The following is a 17,601-nucleotide window of genomic DNA, read 5'->3' as shown; positions in this document are numbered from 1 at the left end:
CCACGGTGCACCGAGGAGGCGCGGGCCGCCTGCTGGGGGATCTGGCGGGCTACTCCTCGACGACCGCCACGGTCACGTCGATGTTGCCTCGCGTCGCGTTCGAGTACGGGCAGACCTGGTGCGCTGCTTCGACGAGCTCCTGGGCGACGGCGCGCTCGACGCCGGGCAGGCTCGCCTCGAGGTGCACCGCGAGCGTGTAGCCGCCGGCGTCGAGCGGCCCGATCGAGACGCTCGCACCGATCGCCGAGTCCGCGACCGAGACCTTGCGCTGGCGCGCGACGCCCAGCAGGGCCGAGTGGAAGCAGGCCGCGTAGCCCGCGGCGAAGAGCTGCTCGGGGTTGGACCCGTCGCCGCTGCCACCCATCTCCTTGGGCACGGCGACGTCGAGGTCGACCCGCCCGTCGGTCGAGCGGACGTGGCCGTTGCGGCCCTCTCCGGTGGCGAGTGCTTCGGCGGTGTAGAGAACCTTCATCGTGCTACCTCCAGGGTCGGCTGACGGACGAACCCCTCGAACGTATGTCGCTCCGGGCAACTGTGCGTGGTCGGTTCGCCCAGGGCGCAGCGACGTCCGACCGGAGGCCCGTCCCCAGGTACCGTGGAACGTCGCCGTCTCGGCGTCCTTCCTCGACCACGGAACGACCGCACCCCCATGACCAACGCACCTTCGCCGTCGGGCACCCCTGACGGCTCGTCCTCCTCCCTGCCCGACGGCGCCACGCACCCTCCCGCGTCCCTCGCCCCCGAGGGCGAGCGGCTGGCGCACGGCCTGCGCACCCGGCACCTGACGATGATGGGCCTCGGCTCGGCGATCGGAGCGGGGCTGTTCCTCGGCAGCGGCGTCGGGATCGCGACGGCCGGGCCGGCCGTCCTGGTCTCGTACGCGGTCGCGGGCCTGCTCGTGATCCTCGTGATGCGGATGCTCGCGGAGATGGCCGCGGCCGTGCCGTCGAGCGGGTCCTTCTCCGTCTACGCCGAGACCGCGCTGGGCCGCTGGGCGGGCTTCACGCTCGGCTGGCTGTACTGGTTCACGCTCATCATGGTGCTCGGCGCGGAGATCACGGGGGCCTCGCAGATCGTCTCGGGGTGGGTCCCGGGCGTGCCGCAGTGGGTCGTCGCGCTCGTGTTCGTCGCGGTGTTCGCGGTCGTGAACCTGTGGGGCGTCAAGCACTTCGGCGAGTTCGAGTTCTGGTTCGCGTTCATCAAGATCGCGGCGATCGTCGCGTTCCTGGTGATCGGCGTCCTGCTCGTGCTGGGCTGGCTGCCGGGCACCGACCCGGTGGGCACGACCAACATCTTCGGCGACCCCGCCTCGCTCGCGGGCTTCGCACCCCACGGGCTGCCGGGCATCGCGGCCGGGCTGCTGGTCGTGGTGTTCGCGTTCGGCGGGATCGAGATCGTGACGATCGCGGCGGCCGAGGCGCGCGACCCGCAGAAGGCGATCGTGACCGCGACCCGCTCGATCGTGTGGCGCATCCTGTTCTTCTACGTCGGCGCGGTCGCGATCATGGCGCTCGTGCTGCCGTGGGACGCGCCCGAGCTGCTGAGCGGCCCGTTCGTCGCGGTGCTCGACCTCGCGGGGCTGCCGAGCGCGGCGCGGCTCATGGAGGCCGTGGTCGTCGTGGCCCTGCTGTCGGCGTTCAACGCCAACGTCTACGGCACGTCGCGCATGGCGTTCTCGCTCGCGGGCCGCGGAGACGGCCACCCGGCGCTGACCAAGGTCTCGCCGACCGGCGTCCCGTGGGTCGCGGTGCTGCTCTCGGTGTTCTTCGGGCTCGTGTCCGTGGGGCTCAACTGGCTGCTGCCGGGCGAGGTCCTGGGCATCCTGCTCAACGCGGTGGGCTCGGCGCTGCTCGTCGTCTGGGTCTTCATCGCGGTGTCCCAGCTCCGGCTGCGACGTCGCCTCGAGGCCGCCGCGGGCGGCGCGGACAGGATGACGCTGCGCATGTGGGCGTACCCGTGGCTCACGTGGGCGACCCTGGCCGGGCTCGCGGGGCTGATCGTGCTCATGCTGTTCGACGACGCCGCGCGCGTCCAGCTCGTGTCGACCGTGGTGCTCGTGGGCGTGATCGTCGCGGTGTACGGGGTGCGGTCGTGGCTCCGGAAGCGGACCGAGCGGGCCGCCGTCGGGTCCTGACCCGGAGAGGGCCCGCCGATGGACCCGGCCCGCGCCGGGTGGGTGGCCTCCCCTAGGGTCGTGGCCGCGACCACGGCCGGTGGTCGGACGACGACGCAGGGGGAGCACGTGACGTACGGGGACACCAGGACCAGGTGGGGACGACGAGCCGCCGCGGCGGCGTGCACGGGGGCCCTCGCGGCAGGAGCGACCGCAGGGTGCACCGTCGATCTCAGCGGGCCGGACGGCTCCGGCGGCACTCCCGAACCGGAGATCACCCAGCGACTGACCATCTCGACCCCCGGCCCCGACGTCACGGCCGCGGAGGTGCTCTCGGCCGACGTGCCGAGCATGTGCGGGCACCCCGCGGGGACGCTCGTCGCCGGTGCGCTCGGCGGGATCGCCCCCGGACCGGAGGGCGGCGTGTGGCTGCGACCCGACTCCCTCGTCCTGGGCGACCTGGCGCTGACCGGCAGCGGCGCCGACGCGGCAGCGGTATTCGACTGCGACCACGGCGGGGTGCCCTGGCCGCAGGTCGTCGGACTGTTCACCGCGGGGGGCGAGGTGCTCGGGGTCGTTCCCCTGGGCGACCTCGTCCGCTCCGAGCGGGCGTGGGTCCAGGACCTCACCATCGAGGACCGTGCCGTGCGCGTCGGGTGGACCACGGGCACCCCGGACCAGTCCTCGGCGGGCGGGGACGCCGCGGCGACCGCGACGCTCCGCTGGGACGGTGAGCAGGTCTACGCCTCCGACGTCGAGCTGCGGACCGCGGGCGACACGGCCGCCGAGCTCCTCGACGCGATCGAGTCCGGGGACCTGGACACCGCCAGGACGCTCGCGAGCGGGACGGCGCTCGCGGACCTCGACGCTCTGGACGGTGAGCAGTTCGGGGTGCTCGACTGCTCGGGAGAGTACGGCGAGCACCGCTGCACGGGGCTCACCGAGTCGGGGTGGTACTACACGATCGCGGTCGCCCAGGTCGAGTGGGACACCTGGACCGTGCAGTCGATCGAGCTCGCGCTGGACTGAGGCGTGCCGCCCTGACCCGTTGACACCCACCCCCTCGTGGGTGTGCGCTGGAATCTCGCGCCAGGGAGCACCGGGAGTCTCGGGGAGAACCCATGTCTCGCATCGCCGGCTGGATCACGCACCGCTACGCCAAGTGGGTCGTCATCGCCTTCTGGGCGGTCGTCCTGGCCCTGACCGCGCCGCTGGCCGGCAAGCTCACGGGCGCGCAGGACAACGACGCCAAGTCCTGGCTCCCGGCCGACGCCGAGTCGACCCAGGTGCTCGACGTCGCGAGCAGCTTCACCTCGCCCAACACGATCCCGGCCGTCCTGGTCTACGTGCGCGAGTCGGGCCTGACCCCCGAGGACCTCGCGGCGGTCTCCCAGGACGTCGCGACCTTCGGTGAGCTCGACACGTTGGACGGGGACGTCGTCGGGCCGATCCCGTCCGAGGACGGGCAGGCCGCCCAGGTGGTCGTCCCCCTCGACCTGGGCAGCGAGGGCTGGAACCTCGCGGCCGACGCGGTCGCGGACCTGCGCGCGACCGCCGAGGACGGCGCGAACGGCATGGACGTCTACGTGACCGGTCCGGCGGGCGCGGCCGCGGACTCGTCCGTGGCGTTCGAGGGCATCGACTCGACGCTGCTCTACGCGGCCGCCGGGGTCGTGATCGTGATCCTGCTGCTGACCTACCGCAGCCCCACGCTGTGGCTCCTGCCCGTGGTCTCGGCGGGCGTCGCGCTGACCGTGTCGCAGGCCGTGATCTACGTGCTGGCGGACACGACGGGCCTGACCGTGAACGCCCAGAGCGCGGGCATCCTCACGGTCCTGGTCTTCGGGGCGGGGACGGACTACGCCCTGCTGCTCGTCGCGCGCTACCGGGAAGAGCTCCGTCGCCACGAGGACCGGCACGAGGCCATGGCGCTCGCGCTGCACCGCGCGGGCCCGGCGATCGTCGCGAGCGGTGCGACGGTCGCGATCGGCATGCTGTGCCTGCTGTTCGCGCAGATGAGCTCGACGGCCGGGCTGGGGCCCGTCGCGGCGGTCGGGATCGTGGTCGCGCTGCTGGTCATGCTGACGCTGCTGCCCGCGCTGCTGGTCGCGACGGGCCGGTGGGTGTTCTGGCCGCGCGTGCCGCACCTGGGCGACGACGAGCCCACCGAGCACGGCGTCTGGGCGCGGCTCGGGACACGCATCTCCCACCGGCCCCGGCGCGTGTGGGTCGTGACGTCGATCGTCCTGGCCGTGCTGGGGCTGGGCATCACGCAGCTCGACGCCAACGGGCTGTCGAGCGCCGAGTCGTTCCGGGGCGAGCAGCCCTCGATCGTGGGCGAGCAGGTCCTCTCCGAGCACTTCCCGGCCGGGTCGGGCTCGCCCGTGGTCGTCGTCGCGGACGACTCGTCGCCCGACGCGGTGGCCGCCGTGCACGACGCGTTCGCGAGCACCGAGGGGATCGACGCGTCGACCGTGACCGAGCCCGTGTCCGCGGGCGGCTACGCGTACATGGAGGGCACGCTCACGTCCGAGCCGGACTCGCAGGCGGCCTACGACACGGTCGACCGGGTCCGGGACGCGGTCCATGCGGTCCCGGACGCCGACGCCCTGGTGGGCGGGGCGAGCGCGATCACGCTCGACGTCCAGCGCGCCTCGGCCGCGGACAACCAGCTCATCATCCCGATCATCCTGCTGACGGTCCTGGTCATCCTCGCGCTGCTCCTCCGCGCGATCACGGCGCCGCTCATCCTCGTCGCGACGGTCGTGCTGTCGTTCACCGCGGCCCTGGGGGTGAGCGCGCTCGTGTTCACGTACGTGTTCGGGTTCGAGGGCGCCGACACCTCGCTCCCGCTGTTCGTGTTCGTGTTCCTCGTCGCGCTCGGGATCGACTACAACATCTTCCTCATGACCCGGGTGCGCGAGGAGTCGCTGCGCGTCGGGACGCGGCGCGGCGCGCTGATCGGGCTGGCCGCGACGGGCGCGGTCATCACGTCGGCCGGGCTGGTGCTCGCGGGGACGTTCGCGGTGCTGGGCACGCTGCCCGTGGTCGCGTTCGCGGAGATCGGGTTCGCGGTCGCGTTCGGCGTCCTGCTCGACACGCTCGTGGTCCGCTCGGTGCTCGTCACGGCGCTGAACCTCGACGTGGGGCGCCACATGTGGTGGCCGAGCGCCCTGGGCCGCAAGGAGGACGTGCCGGTCGAGGAAGCGCCCGCGCTCCCGTCGGGCGCGCCGGTCCGCGAGTAGCGGCCCGCCAGGACGACCCACGCCCGACGGCGGAGCGCACCTCCCGGGGCGCGGCGCCGTCGGGCGGGTCGCGTCAGACCACGTCCTCCCGCTGCAGCAGGCGCAGCGTGACCCAGCCGATCAGGACCGGGATCCAGCACGAGATCAGGCGGTAGAGCAGGACCGCCGGCAGGGCGATCGCGGAGGCGATCCCGAAGCTCACGAGCCCGCCCGTGAGCGCCGCCTCGACCACGCCCACGCCGCCCGGCGTCGGGGCCGCCGACGCGAGCGTCTGCCCGACCATGGTGGAGAAGGCCGCGGCGATCGGGTCGTTGCCGCCGCCGAGCGCGAGGAGGCAGGCCCACAGGGTCGCGGCCGAGGACAGCGTGGTGCCCATCGCACCCAGGATCGAGAGGCCGAGCCGCCGCGGGTCCTTCGCGAGCCCGCCGAGCTGACGGAACGCGGGCAGCACGTCGTCGCGGGCGTACGTGCGGACCGCGTGCCGGAACCGCGGCACCACGAGCACCGTGACGACCGTGACGACGACCGCGACGACCGCCGCGAGCAGCGCCCACCTGGCCCAGCTCGGCATGTGGTGGTCGATGCTGCGCCCCGCGACGAGCGCCAGGATGCTCAGGAGCACCAGGTGGGTCAGGACCTGCACGATGCTCTGGAGAGCGACCGTGCCCGTCGCGAGCGCGGTGCTCATGCCCGACTTCGACAGGTAGCGGACGTTGAGCGCGAGCGACCCGACGCTCGCCGGGGTCGCGGTGCCCGCGAACGCGTTCGCGAGCTGGACCCGGGTGGTCCGCAGGAACGGCAGGTGCATCGGGGAGCAGGCCGCGAGCGAGGCTGCGGCCGCGAAGAACCCGGTCGCGGCGAAGAGCACGGCCAGGATCGCCCAGGCGGGCTGCGCGTCGCGCAAGGCCTTGCCCATGCGGGGGATCTCGCTGATCTCCGGGATGACCACGTAGGTGAGCCCGCCGATGAGCACGAACCACACGAGCACGCGCAGGGCGTGGCTCCGGGGCGACCGGACCACCTTCGGGGCACTTTCCCCGGACGCCTGCGGCGACGTGGGCGCCGCGGCCTGGGGCTCGGGGGCGTGGTCCTGCGAGATGGCGGGCTCCTTGCCGGGACGGGGACTGTCCCGCGACCCTACCGGCGGGGGAGGCGCGACGCTCAGTCGTTCGGCGTGACCTCGGGCAGCGGTGCCGGACCGTCCGCGGGCACCCAGCCCTTGGGCGGTCGGATCGTGGGGACGTCGCCCACGATCGGCACCGGGCGGCGGTGGAACGGGAAGCCGTAGCGCGTCACGAGCCCGGCGAGCGTCGTGAGGCGGTTGCGGGGCCCGATCAGGCTCATGATGTGCACGAACAGCCACGCCAGCCACGCGCTGCCGCGGGTCAGTCGCAGCTTCCCGGCGATGTCCGCGACGGCCGCGCGCCGTCCGATGACGGCCATGGTGCCCTTGTCGAGGTAGGTGAGCGACGTCGTCGGGCGTCCCTGGACGAGCGCGCGGATGTTGCGCCCCGCGACCTTGCCCGACTGGATCGCGGGTTGGGCGAGCTGCGGCAGGCCCGCGGGCGAGATCGCGATGTCGCCGGCCGCGAAGTGGTCCGGCCAGCCCTCGACCTGCAGGTCGTCGCCCACGCGGATGCGCCCGCCGTCGCCCAGCGGGAGGTTCCAGCGCGAGACCTCCTCGTGCGGGGCCACGCCCGCGGCCCAGACCGTGAGGTCCGAGCGGATGAAGGTGCCGTCGGTGAGCTCGACGCCGTCGGGCAGGACCTTCGCGACGCCCGCACCCAGGTGCAGGTCGACACCGCGACGCTGGAGCTCGCGCGCCGCGTAGGTGCGGAGCTTGGCGGGGAACGGCTTGATGAGCTCGGTGCCGCGCTGGACGATCTTGACGCTGAACGCGTCGCCGTGGATCTCCGGGTACGCCGGGGCGAGTCCCTGCGTGCGCAGCTCGGCGAGCGCTCCCGCGACCTCGACCCCCGTCGACCCGCCGCCCACGACGACCACGCGGAGCCCGTCGTCGGTCTCCGGGGTGGCCGCGGACTTCTCGAGCCGCACGAACAGGGTGTCGCGGATCTTGAGCGCCTGCGAGCGCGAGTACATGGCGAACGCGTGCTCCTTGGCGCCGGGCGTGCCGAAGAAGTTGGTCGTGACGCCGTTGGCGAGGACGAGGTAGTCGTACCGGATCTCCTCGTCGTTGAGGAGCCGGAGGGTCTTGTGCTGCGGGTCGAGGCCCACGAGGTGCTCGTGCACGACTCGCACGTTGGGCTGCTTGAGGCGCAGCGCGCGCAGGAAGTACGTGACATCGCCCGGGTTCAGGCCGCCCGTGGCCACCTGGTAGAGCAGCGGCTGGAACGTGTTGTAGACGCGGCGGTCGATCAGCGTGATGCGCACCGGGGCGCCGGCGAGCGCCTTGACGGCCGCGAGGCCGGCGAACCCGCCGCCCACGACGACGACGTGGGGGAGCGTGTCGTGCGCCCCGGTGGGTGCGGGTTGCGCGGCGGTGCCGTCGTTCACTGTGTGCCTCTCGATACGTCTCGTGGTGCGACACGACGATGTGCCGGGTGGTCCGGGGCACGAGCGTATGCCGGGCGGGGGTCTGCTGCCACGGTGCCGCGCGCTGCGCGGGTGAGCGGGGCGGGGACGACAGGGGTGTCACCAGCGGCCGGGCCGCGGGGCCGGGCGGCTCCCGTGATGCGGATCACGGGCCGTTCTATCTGACGTCGTGTGGACAACTCGGCCTCTCGGCGCGTAACTTCGAACTGACCGGTCAGTCTAAAAGAGTGGCCGGACTGGAACTTTCGGAGGAACCCCCATGAACCAGCCCGTCGCCCGACACGGCAGCGACGAGGCCACGTACCTCGTGCAGGCCACCGTGACCACGCCCGCCGGCGCCCCCGGCACCACGAACCACCAGGTGCCCGACGGCGCCGCGCACCTCCCGCAGGGCCGGCTCGCCGCCGCGGACATCGCCGACGACATGACGCTGCGCGGCCCGCTCGGCGGCGAGATCGCCGAGACCCTCGAGCCCGCCGACGGCACCCCGCTCCCCGCCGCGGCCCCGCACGCGATCAGCGCCTACGACCTCCAGCTCCACGGCCCGCGCGGCCTGGTCTACGGGCCGGTCGACCTCGAGGTCCCGGCCGGCGAGGTCGTGGTCCTCCAGGGCCCGCAGGGCGCGGGCCGCTCGAGCCTGCTCCTGACCCTCGCGGGCCGCATGGCCCCCGACCACACCCCGGACGGCTGGCTCGTCGTTCTCGGCGAGAGCCTCACGGGCCGTCGTGCGCGCCGCACCGCGGTCCAGCGTCGCGCGGCGATCGCCGGCTTCCACGGGATCGACGAGCTCGACGACGCGGTCACGGTCGGCGACTCGGTGCGCGAACGCCTCACCTGGCTCGCGCCCTGGTACCGCCGTACCCCCAAGGTCACCCAGGAGGACTACGAGCGCGTGGCCCGTCCCGTGTTCGGCCCGCGCGAGCTGCCCGCGCTCGACTCGATGGTCTGGGACCTCGACGAGGTCGACGCGATGCTCCTGCGCATCGCGATCGCCATGGCCCAAGGCCCCGAGCTGCTCGTGGTCGACGACCTCGACCAGGTCCACGACTCGGCCCGCCGCCAGATCGTCTGGGAGCGACTCGAGGCGATCGCGGCCACGGGAGTGACCGTCGTCGGCTCGGTCGCCTCGGCCGGCGAGGTCGACGCGATGCGCTGGGGCCGTGCCCCCCACGTCGTGCGGCTCACGACCGGCCCGCAGCTCGTCGCGGCCTGACCCCACCACCCGGGCGACGCTCGTCGCCCCGCCCACGCTCCGCCGTCGGGCCTCATCCTTCGCACGTACAGAACGGAAAACACCTCTCGTGATGTCTTGGACCTCCACCGGTACGGAGCTGCGGCGGTTCCGCCGCGGCCTCCTGCCCAAGCTCGCCGTGGGCGCGATGATCTTCGTGCCCCTGCTCTACGGGGCCATGTACCTGTGGGCCTTCTGGGACCCGACCGGCAACCTCGACAAGCTGCCTGTCGCGATCGTCAACGCGGACACCGGCACCACGATCGCCTCGGACGACGGCGACGAGACGCTGAACGCGGGCGACGAGGTCGCGACCAAGCTCGTCGACTCGGGCGACCTCGAGTGGGCCCAGGTCGACGCCGCGACGGCCGAGAAGGGCGTCAAGGACGGCACCTACTACTTCGCGCTGACCATCCCCGAGGGCTTCTCCGAGGGCATCGCGAGCGCCGCGGGCGACGACCCGCAGGCCGCGGAGCTCATGGTCACGTACAACGACGCGAACTCGTTCCTCGCCACGACCCTGGGACGCAGCGCCATGACGCAGGTCCAGGGCGCGGTGCGCGAGGAGATCGGCGCGCAGGCCGTCGACAAGGTCCTCGTGGGCCTCGGCAGCGCGCGCGACGGGTTCGCGCAGGCCTCCGACGGCTCGCTCACGCTCACGACCGCGAGCGGTCAGCTGACGGACGGTGCGACGCAGGTCGCCGACGGCGCCTCGTCCGCCGCCGACGGCGCAGGCACGCTCGCGTCCGGGATCGACCAGCTCGCCGACGGCGCGGGCAGCGCCGTGACCGGCGCGGGCAAGCTCGCGAACGGAGCGGGCGCGCTGTCCCAGGGCGCGTCCTCCGCGAGCGCGGGCGCCTCGAGGCTCGCCGCGGGCGCCTCGTCCGCGGCCGACGGGGCCTCGGCCCTCGCGGCCGGTGCGGCCACGACCCAGTCGGGCATGGTCCAGCTCGCCGACGGCGCTCACCAGCTCGCCACGGGCTTCACGGCCCCGACCGGCCTCGTGGCCGGGGCGGACAAGGCCGCCGCGGGCGCCCAGCAGGTGTCCGACGGCGTCACGCAGGTCCAGGGACAGGTCACCTCGCTCGCGGGGAGCGTCCCGACGCTCCGCGCGCTGCTCCAGCAGAACGCGGCGGCGCTCGGCGCCTCGACCGACCCCCAGGCCCAGGCGCTCGCGGCCGCGAACAAGCAGGCGCTGGGCCAGCTCCCCTCGGACGCCGAGCTCGCGCAGAGCGCGGCCGGCCTCCAGGCCCTGGCGGACGGCTCGCAGCAGGTCGCCGCGGGGCTGCCCGCCCTCTCGTCGGGCATCAAGGCCGCCTCGGCCGGGGCCGCGCAGATCGACGCCCAGCTCCACCCGGGCGCGGGCACGCAGACGGTCCGAGACGGCGTCGACGGCGTGGCCGCCGGTGCCGCGAACCTGAGCAGCGGCCTCTCGACCCTGCGCGGCGGGGCCTCCGACCTCGCGGCCGGGAACGCGTCGCTCGCGTCGGGGGCGGGCACGCTCGCGGCCGGGACCTCGTCCCTCTACTCGGGTGCCCAGCAGCTCGCGACGGGCGCGCAGTCGGCCGCGACCGGGGCGGGGGCGCTCGCCGAGGGCACCCGCACCCTGGCCGACGGGGCCACGCAGGTCGCCGACGGCGGGGCCCAGCTCACCGAGGGCGCGCAGACCCTGACCGACAAGCTCGCCGAGGGCTCCGAGGCGATCCCCGACGACGGCACGGCCCTGCGCGAGCAGCGCGCCGAGGTCATCGCGGCCCCCGTGACCGTCGCGGACACCGACCTGGCCGAGGCCGAGGGCTTCGGCGAGGGCTTCGCGCCGTTCTTCATCCCGCTCGCCCTGTTCGTGGGCGCGCTCATCACGTGGCTGCTCATGCGTCCGCTGCCCTCGCGGGCCCTCGCGACGCCCGCGTCGGGTCTGCGCACCACGCTCGCCGGGTTCCTGCCCGCGCTGTGCATCGGGTTCGCGCAGGTTGCCGTGATGCTTGCGGTCATCCACTGGGGCGTGGGCCTCGACATGACCCACGCGCTCGGGACGCTCGCGTTCACGACGCTCGTCGCCGCGACGTTCCTCGCGCTCCAGCAGGCCCTCATGGCGCTGCTCGGCCCGGCCGCGGGCAAGGTCGCGATCCTGGCGCTGCTCATGCTCCAGCTCGCGTCCTCGGGCGGCACCTACCCCGTGCAGACCACGCCTGCGTTCTTCCAGGCCATCCACCCGCTGCTGCCCATGAGCTACGCGGTCGACGGCCTGCGCCAGACGATCACGGGCGGGGTCGACGGACGGCTCTGGTTCGCGGTGGTCTACCTCGGCGTGCTGCTGCTAGCGTCGCTGGCGATCAGCGCCTGGCGGGCGGGACGCATGCGCACCTGGACCCTCGACCGCCTGCACCCGGCGCTCGAGATCTGACGACGAAGAGGTTGGACGAACGATGACGACGACCGAGGCGGACCCGACGGCGGACGGACGCGACGCCGTCGGGCCCCTCGAGCCCGGTGCTACCGCAGGCTCCGCTGGGGCCGCTGGCTCCGGGGCGCCCGCTGGGGCCGCTGAGCCCGACGTGCCGACGGGGACCCGGCGCGAGCAGGCCTTCGCGGCCCGCCGCGCCGGGACCCGGCAGCAGATCATCGACGCGGCCGTGAGCCTCATCGCCGACCAGGGCTTCACGGCCACGTCCGTCGAGGACATCGCGTCCGCGGCGGGCGTGGCCAAGGGCAGCGTCTACTACAACTTCGGGTCCAAGTCCGACGTGTTCGAGGCCGCGCTCGCGGGCGGGCTCGAACGGCTGACCCTCACGCTCGAGTCGGCCCGCGCGGACCTGCACGGCAAGGCGGCACTCGCGGCGCTCATCGCGTCCCTGCTCGAGCAGATCCGCGCCCACCCGGACTTCGCGAAGCTCCTCGCGGCCGAGGTCTTCCGGGTCGGGCGCGAGTGGCAGGAGACGGTCGGGCACATCCGCGCACGCGTCATCGAGTTCTACGCGGCCGCGCTGCGCGAGGAACGACCGGGGGCCGACGTGTCGCTGCTCGCGGCGTCGGTGTTCGGGGCGACGCTCGTCGCGGGCCTCGAGTGGCTCGTGTTCCAGCCCGAGCGCGAGTTCGACGAGGTCCTGGCCGCGGTGCTGGAGCTGGTCGCGGGGCTGTGACGGGCGTCGGCCCACCGGCCTGAGCCGTGGTGCTGGCCGCACTCGCCGCCCGCGGGCGCCGGGCGCGCGACAAGCGGTGCGTGCCTTACCGTCGGCAGCGCACTGCACAGACGGGATGTGGTGTCACCAGGGGGGAGACGTGTTTCTGCGCAGCCACCACAATTGTGGTGGCTGCGCAGAAACACGTCCGCCCGGGACCCAGGCCTGTGCCCGGCTCGGCCGAGACGCGACGGCGGGACGCGCGTGCCGAGGGCGACCCGACGGCAGGGCGCACGCTCCGCCGTCGGGCCGCTGCACTGCTCAGCCGAGCAGGAGCTTCCAGCAGCCCACCCCGATGAGCCCCGCGAGGAGCGGCGCCACGACGGGCACCCACGCGTAGCCCCAGTCGGAGGGGCCCTTGTGCTTGAGGGGCAGGAGCGCGTGCACGATGCGCGGCCCGAGGTCACGGGCCGGGTTGAGCGCGGGCCCCGTCGGCCCGCCGAGCCCTGCGACGAGCCCCCACACCAGGAAGCCGAGCGCGAGGTGCGCGAGACCGGGCTCGGTCGTCGTCAGGGGCGAGTTGATGATCGCCAGGGCGCACGAGAACAGGATGACCGAGCCGAGCAGCTCGTTCGCGAACCCGTTCAGGCGGCTGTGCGCGGCGTTGACGGTCGAGAAGGTCGCGAGCACGTCGTCGACGTTCTCGGTGCGGTCGTAGTACGGCTTGTGCGTGGCGACGATCGCGAGCTGCCCCGCCATGGCCCCGAGCATCTGCGCGACCACGTACGGCGCCACGTCGGCCCACGGGAACATGCCCCACGTCGCGAGCCCGATCGTGAACGCCGGGTTGATGTGGTTCCCGCTGATCCCGCCGAACATGAGGGCCGGGATCATGACGCCGAACCCGTAGCCCATCGCGATCAGGCTCCAGCCGCCGCCGTAGCCCTTGGACCCCTTGAGGTGCACGTTCGCGACCGTGCCGTTGCCGATGATGATGAGAATCGCCGTGCCGATGAACTCGCACGCGGCGCGCACCGCCAGGGAGTAGTCGGGATCCATGCGCACACCCTGCCAGGGGCGGGGGCCGGGCGGGTGGCGCGACACCCCGCGAGACGCGGCCTGGCGCGAGGCGGGGCGCTCGGGAACACTTGCGGGTCATGGACAGCACGGAGACGGTCGGGACCACGGCACACCAGGCCCGACGGCGTCGCTCGCCGCGGTCCGTCGTCGCACGTGCGGCGGTGGCCGCGGCGGCGGGGGTGCTGACCGGGCTGCTCGCCGCGTGCGTGCCCGGGTCCGGGAGCGAGACGTGCGTGAGCTGGGCCTCCTTCCCGGACGACGCGGCCCGGACCGAGCAGGCCGACCTCGTGGTCGACGCGACCGTCGTCGAGCAGGCCGGTACCCGGTCGATGTTCGGTGCCGAGGCGACCGTGTGGTCGATCGAGGTCGGGTCGGTCGTGAAGGGTGACGCGGAGCCGGGCGAACGCCTGGAGGTCGTCTCCACACCTCCGACGTGCACGGGCGAGGCCTACCCCGACGGAGACCCGCTCGACGTCGCCGGCGAGGTGCGCCTCTACCTGAAGGACGCTGCGTCGTTCCAGCTCCCCGGGTCGGGCGACGGGTGGGCGCTCATCACCCCGCTCGACGGGGTCGGTGAGGCCCCGTAAGTCACCTGAAAAGGGACGATGCGGTAAGTATCGTGTTAAGTCCCCGCTTTCCTCTGTCGTGTTCTGCCCGCTGCCCTTACGCTCGCGACAACCGAACTCCCCGCAACGTCGCGCCGAGTGTGCGGTCGCCTGCGTGGGGGACCAGTGGAGGAGAACGAGTGTGAGAACACGTCCGATCGTCCCGTCCGTCGCCGCGCTGAGCCTGGGGCTCGCCGCGGTGTTCGTCCCACCGGCAGCGGCAGCCCCGCCTGCCCCGCCCGCCCCGCTCGAGGACCACGTCTCGGGCGAGGCCGTCATGCAGCACCTCGAACAGTTCCAGGCCATCGCGGACGCCAACGGCGGCAACCGCGCCATCGAGACCCCCGGCTACGAGGCCAGCGCCGCGTACGTCGAGCAGGTCCTGACCGACGCCGGGTACACGCCCGAGCGCCAGTACTTCACGTTCGAGGACCTGAACGTCGACGAGCTCTCGCTCACGGCAGCAGGGGTCGCCGTCACCGAGGACGTCTACCCCGCCGAGTTCGCCCCCGACACCCCCGCAGGAGGCGTGACGGGCCCGCTCGTCCAGCCTGTCGACGCCCTCAAGCACGGCTGCACGGCCGAAGACTGGGCCGGGGTCCAGGCCACGGGCGGCGTCGCTCTGATCAGCCGCGGCACGTGCGCGTTCGGCCTCAAGGTCCAGCTCGCCGCCGAGGCCGGTGCCTCGGCCGTCATCATCTACAACAACACGATCGGCGCCCTCAACCCGACGCTCGGTGCACCCAGCGACGACTGGGTACCCGCGGTCGGCATCCCGCAGGCCGCGGGTCAGGCCATCCTCGCGGCGCTCGCGGGCGGCCCGGCCGACGCGACCTACGTGCTCCAGACGTCGATCGTCTCGCACACGACCTTCAACATCCTCGCCGAGACGAGCACGGGCCGGGCTGACAACGTCGTCATGCTCGGTGCGCACCTCGACGGCGTGCCCGAGGGGCCGGGCATCAACGACAACGGGTCGGGCTCCGCGGCGATCCTCGAGACCGCGGTCCAGCTCGCCGAGCACGGCGGCCCGCTCGACAACCAGGTGCGCTTCGCCTGGTGGGGCGCCGAGGAGGTGGGCCTGGTCGGGTCGACGCACTACGTCGACGACCTGGTCGCGAACGACCCGACGACGCTCGACCAGATCGCGACCTACCTGAACTTCGACATGGTGGGTTCGCCGAACTACGTGATCGGGGTCTACGACGCCGACGAGTCCACCTACCCGGCGCCCGTCGAGGTCCCGCCGGGCTCGCCCGAGACCGAGGACGTGTTCACGGACTACTTCGACTCGATCGGTCAGGCCTGGGTCGACTCGGAGTTCTCGGGCCGGTCGGACTACCAGGCGTTCATCGCGAACGGCGTCCCGGCCTCGGGCCTGTTCACGGGGGCCGACGACATCAAGACCGACGCGGAGGTCGCGCTGTTCGGCGGCACCGCGGGGATCTGGCAGGACCCGAACTACCACTCGGTGAACGACGACATCGAGAACATCGACCCGGTCGCGCTCGACATCAACGCCAAGGCGATCGCGCACGCCACGGCGTCGCTCGCGGCCGACACGTCGGCGATCAACGGCGTGGTCTCGCCCGTCGACCCCGAGCTCACGGGGCTCACGGCGACCGCGCGCTGCACGGGCAAGGTCGCCACGCTCTCGGTCGTCGCGATCAACGGTGAGGACCGGCCGCTCGACGTGCTCTTCTCGACGCCGTTCGGCACCAAGACGTTCAACCACGTCAACCCGGACAAGAACGTGCACCAGTCGTTCAGCGCCCGGTCCGGCTCGCTCCCGGCGGGCAGCGTGACCGTCAGGGCGTGGGACGACGCGGGCTCGCAGGAGACCTACACGGTCGACTACGCGGCGCTCACCTGCTGACCTGTTCGTGAGCCCGAGGTCGCCGAGTTAGAGGCCGACCGTCGAGAGAGAGGGTCCCGGCCCTCTACCTCGACGTGATCCCTCTACCTCGGCGGCAATGCACGACGGCGCCCCCTCCTCCGGTGAGACTCTCGCCGGAGGAGGGGGCGCCGTCGGGCACGGGAAGGTCAGGCAGGTGGGGCCGCGTCGCCCGGCGCACCGGCCTCGCCCGGCGCACCCGCAGCCTCAGCCGCCTCGCGCGCCGCCACGTTGCGCTTCGAGAGCAGGCTGTTGCGGTACCCGAACGACGCGTAGAGCATGAGCCCGATCACGACCCACACGAGGAACCGCAACCACGTGAGGGTCGTCAGGTTCGTCATGAGCCACAGGCACGCGACGCCCGAGAAGATGGGCAGCACTGGCGACCACGGGACGCGGAAGCCGCGCGGGATGTCCGGGCGCGAGCGGCGCAGGATCGGGATGCCGAAGCTCACGAGCACGAACGCCGAGAGCGTCCCGATGTTGATCATCTCCTCGAGCAGCTCGACCTGCGCGAGCCCCGCGATGAGCGCGACCACGATGCCCGCCCCGACCTGGAGCCGGACCGGGGTGTGGAAGCGGTGCGAGGTCTTGGAGACGCCGCGCGGCAGCAGGCCGTCGCGGCTCATCGAGAACATGACGCGCGTGAGGCCCAGGAGCAGGACCATGATGACGGTCGTCAGGCCGATGAGGATGCCCACCGAGATGACGCGCCCGGCCCAGTCCGCGCCCACCAGGATGAAGGCCGTGGTCAGCGAGGGGTCGTCCGAGGCCGCGAGGTCGGTGTACGGGACCATGCCCGTGACCACGAGCGTCACCAGGATGTACAGCACCGTGACGACCGCGAGACCGCTGAGGATGCCCTTCGGGATGGTCTTCTGCGGGTTCTTGGCCTCCTCGGCCGTGGTCGCGACGACGTCGAACCCGATGAACGCGAAGAACACGAGCGCCGCGCCCGCGAGCAGGCCCATGACGCCGTACGTCGTGGGCTCGAGGCCCGTGAGGAACCCGAACAGGGGCTGCTCGAGCGCCGTCTTCTCGGGCGCGGGCTGCGACGGCGGGATGAACGGCGTGTAGTTCTCGGCCTTGACGTAGAAGAAGCCCACGACGATCACGAACAGCGTGATCGCGACCTTGATGATCGTGAACACGCTGTTGATGCGGCTGCTGAGCTTGGTGCCGATCGCGAGGAGCGTCGTGAAGACCCCGACGATGAACACCGGCCCCCACTCGAGGTCGACCGGGCCGATCGGGATGCTCAGCGGCAGGTCCACGCCGAACAGCGAGAACGCGTCCGCGAGGTAGATGCCCCAGAACTTCGCGATCACGGCCGCCGCGAGCAGCATCTCCAGGATGAGGTCCCAGCCGATGATCCACGCGACGAGCTCGCCCATGGTCGCGTAGGAGAACGTGTAGGCCGAGCCCGCGATGGGCAGCGCCGAGGCGAACTCGGCGTAGCACATGACGGCCAGCGCGCACACGATCGAGGCGATGACGAACGAGATGATGACCGAGGGCCCGGCGAAGTTCGCGGCGGCCGTCGCACCGACCGAGAAGATGCCCGCCCCGACCGCGACCGCGACGCCCATGACCGCGAGGTCCCAGGCGTTGAGGTCGCGCTTGAGCGAGCGTTCCGGGTCGTCGAGGGACGCGAGGGACTCCTCGACGGACTTGAGTCGCAGAACACCTTTGGCCATCGCTCCAGTCTGTCGGCCGGGTGGGCATCACGCGCGGTGGGGGCCCGACGGCGCACCATCCGTC

13 protein-coding genes are annotated in these 17,601 nt (G+C 72.8%); 8 read left to right on the top strand and 5 right to left on the bottom strand.

What is annotated here, in order from left to right; all coding sequences use genetic code 11:
* Positions 1-49 precede the first annotated feature (49 nt).
* Positions 50-472, bottom strand: a complete 423-nt coding sequence (locus ACIPWA_RS14995; RefSeq protein WP_056652969.1) for an organic hydroperoxide resistance protein — start codon at positions 470-472, stop codon at positions 50-52.
* Positions 473-649: 177 nt separating this feature from the next.
* Between ACIPWA_RS14995 and ACIPWA_RS14990 the strand changes: the two genes are divergently transcribed.
* The 3 genes from ACIPWA_RS14990 to ACIPWA_RS14980 all read left to right on the top strand — a co-directional run bounded on the left by ACIPWA_RS14990 (position 650) and on the right by ACIPWA_RS14980 (position 5,358).
* Positions 650-2,134, top strand: a complete 1,485-nt coding sequence (locus ACIPWA_RS14990) for an amino acid permease (protein WP_400291289.1) — start codon at positions 650-652, stop codon at positions 2,132-2,134.
* Positions 2,135-2,194: 60 nt separating this feature from the next.
* Positions 2,195-3,142, top strand: coding sequence for a hypothetical protein (locus ACIPWA_RS14985; protein WP_400291287.1), 948 nt, complete (start codon positions 2,195-2,197; stop codon positions 3,140-3,142).
* Positions 3,143-3,234: 92 nt separating this feature from the next.
* Positions 3,235-5,358, top strand: coding sequence for an MMPL family transporter (locus ACIPWA_RS14980; protein WP_068626294.1), 2,124 nt, complete (start codon positions 3,235-3,237; stop codon positions 5,356-5,358).
* A 73-nt stretch (positions 5,359-5,431) separates the two neighbouring features.
* Here the strand turns inward: ACIPWA_RS14980 and ACIPWA_RS14975 are convergent, their stop codons facing one another.
* Positions 5,432-6,379 (bottom strand): lysylphosphatidylglycerol synthase transmembrane domain-containing protein, encoded by a 948-nt coding sequence (locus ACIPWA_RS14975; protein ID WP_056764478.1) that lies wholly within the window; start codon positions 6,377-6,379, stop codon positions 5,432-5,434.
* 140 nt (positions 6,380-6,519) lie between these two features.
* Positions 6,520-7,872 (bottom strand): NAD(P)/FAD-dependent oxidoreductase, encoded by a 1,353-nt coding sequence (locus ACIPWA_RS14970; RefSeq protein ID WP_400291285.1) that lies wholly within the window; start codon positions 7,870-7,872, stop codon positions 6,520-6,522.
* A 298-nt stretch (positions 7,873-8,170) separates the two neighbouring features.
* Between ACIPWA_RS14970 and ACIPWA_RS14965 the strand changes: the two genes are divergently transcribed.
* The 3 genes from ACIPWA_RS14965 (at position 8,171) to ACIPWA_RS14955 (ending at position 12,282) form a co-directional block, all read left to right on the top strand.
* Positions 8,171-9,124: an ATP-binding cassette domain-containing protein gene (locus tag ACIPWA_RS14965; RefSeq protein ID WP_400291284.1), complete on the top strand. Its 954-nt coding sequence runs from the start codon at positions 8,171-8,173 to the stop codon at positions 9,122-9,124.
* 91 nt (positions 9,125-9,215) lie between these two features.
* On the top strand, positions 9,216-11,546 hold the full coding sequence (locus ACIPWA_RS14960) for a YhgE/Pip family protein (RefSeq protein ID WP_400291283.1): 2,331 nt from the start codon (positions 9,216-9,218) through the stop codon (positions 11,544-11,546).
* A 22-nt stretch (positions 11,547-11,568) separates the two neighbouring features.
* Complete coding sequence (locus ACIPWA_RS14955; RefSeq protein ID WP_400291282.1) at positions 11,569-12,282, top strand: TetR/AcrR family transcriptional regulator; 714 nt, start codon at positions 11,569-11,571, stop codon at positions 12,280-12,282.
* 300 nt (positions 12,283-12,582) lie between these two features.
* On the opposite strand, the gene ACIPWA_RS14950 is transcribed toward ACIPWA_RS14955, so the two are convergent.
* Positions 12,583-13,320 (bottom strand): MIP/aquaporin family protein, encoded by a 738-nt coding sequence (locus ACIPWA_RS14950; RefSeq protein ID WP_056652954.1) that lies wholly within the window; start codon positions 13,318-13,320, stop codon positions 12,583-12,585.
* 98 nt (positions 13,321-13,418) lie between these two features.
* On the opposite strand from ACIPWA_RS14950, the gene ACIPWA_RS14945 reads away from it, so the two are divergent.
* Together ACIPWA_RS14945 and ACIPWA_RS14940 are read left to right on the top strand one after the other, a co-directional pair.
* On the top strand, positions 13,419-13,928 hold the full coding sequence (locus tag ACIPWA_RS14945; RefSeq protein ID WP_400291280.1) for a hypothetical protein: 510 nt from the start codon (positions 13,419-13,421) through the stop codon (positions 13,926-13,928).
* A 160-nt stretch (positions 13,929-14,088) separates the two neighbouring features.
* On the top strand, positions 14,089-15,822 hold the full coding sequence (locus ACIPWA_RS14940) for a M20/M25/M40 family metallo-hydrolase (protein WP_400291278.1): 1,734 nt from the start codon (positions 14,089-14,091) through the stop codon (positions 15,820-15,822).
* Between the two features lie 167 nt (positions 15,823-15,989).
* Here ACIPWA_RS14940 and ACIPWA_RS14935 read toward each other — a convergent pair whose 3' ends face one another.
* Complete coding sequence (locus ACIPWA_RS14935; RefSeq protein ID WP_400291276.1) at positions 15,990-17,537, bottom strand: APC family permease; 1,548 nt, start codon at positions 17,535-17,537, stop codon at positions 15,990-15,992.
* Positions 17,538-17,601 lie beyond the last annotated feature (64 nt).

Source organism: Oerskovia enterophila (assembly GCF_044748475.1).
In the GTDB taxonomy this organism is placed as follows: Bacteria; Actinomycetota; Actinomycetes; order Actinomycetales; family Cellulomonadaceae; genus Oerskovia; species Oerskovia enterophila.
This window is presented reverse-complemented; position numbering and strand designations above follow the sequence as displayed.

Excerpts from the sequence above, each read along its gene's own strand:
- ACIPWA_RS14960 (WP_400291283.1), top strand. The coding sequence starts at position 9,216 with ATGTCTTGGACCTCCACCGGTACGGAGCTGCGGCGGTTCCGCCGCGGC.
- ACIPWA_RS14965 (WP_400291284.1), top strand. The coding sequence starts at position 8,171 with ATGAACCAGCCCGTCGCCCGACACGGCAGCGACGAGGCCACGTACCTC.
- ACIPWA_RS14995 (WP_056652969.1), bottom strand. The coding sequence starts at position 472 with ATGAAGGTTCTCTACACCGCCGAAGCACTCGCCACCGGAGAGGGCCGC.
- ACIPWA_RS14950 (WP_056652954.1), bottom strand. The coding sequence starts at position 13,320 with ATGGATCCCGACTACTCCCTGGCGGTGCGCGCCGCGTGCGAGTTCATC.
- ACIPWA_RS14945 (WP_400291280.1), top strand. The coding sequence starts at position 13,419 with ATGGACAGCACGGAGACGGTCGGGACCACGGCACACCAGGCCCGACGG.
- ACIPWA_RS14990 (WP_400291289.1), top strand. The coding sequence starts at position 650 with ATGACCAACGCACCTTCGCCGTCGGGCACCCCTGACGGCTCGTCCTCC.
- ACIPWA_RS14955 (WP_400291282.1), top strand. The coding sequence starts at position 11,569 with ATGACGACGACCGAGGCGGACCCGACGGCGGACGGACGCGACGCCGTC.
- ACIPWA_RS14980 (WP_068626294.1), top strand. The coding sequence starts at position 3,235 with ATGTCTCGCATCGCCGGCTGGATCACGCACCGCTACGCCAAGTGGGTC.
- ACIPWA_RS14935 (WP_400291276.1), bottom strand. The coding sequence starts at position 17,537 with ATGGCCAAAGGTGTTCTGCGACTCAAGTCCGTCGAGGAGTCCCTCGCG.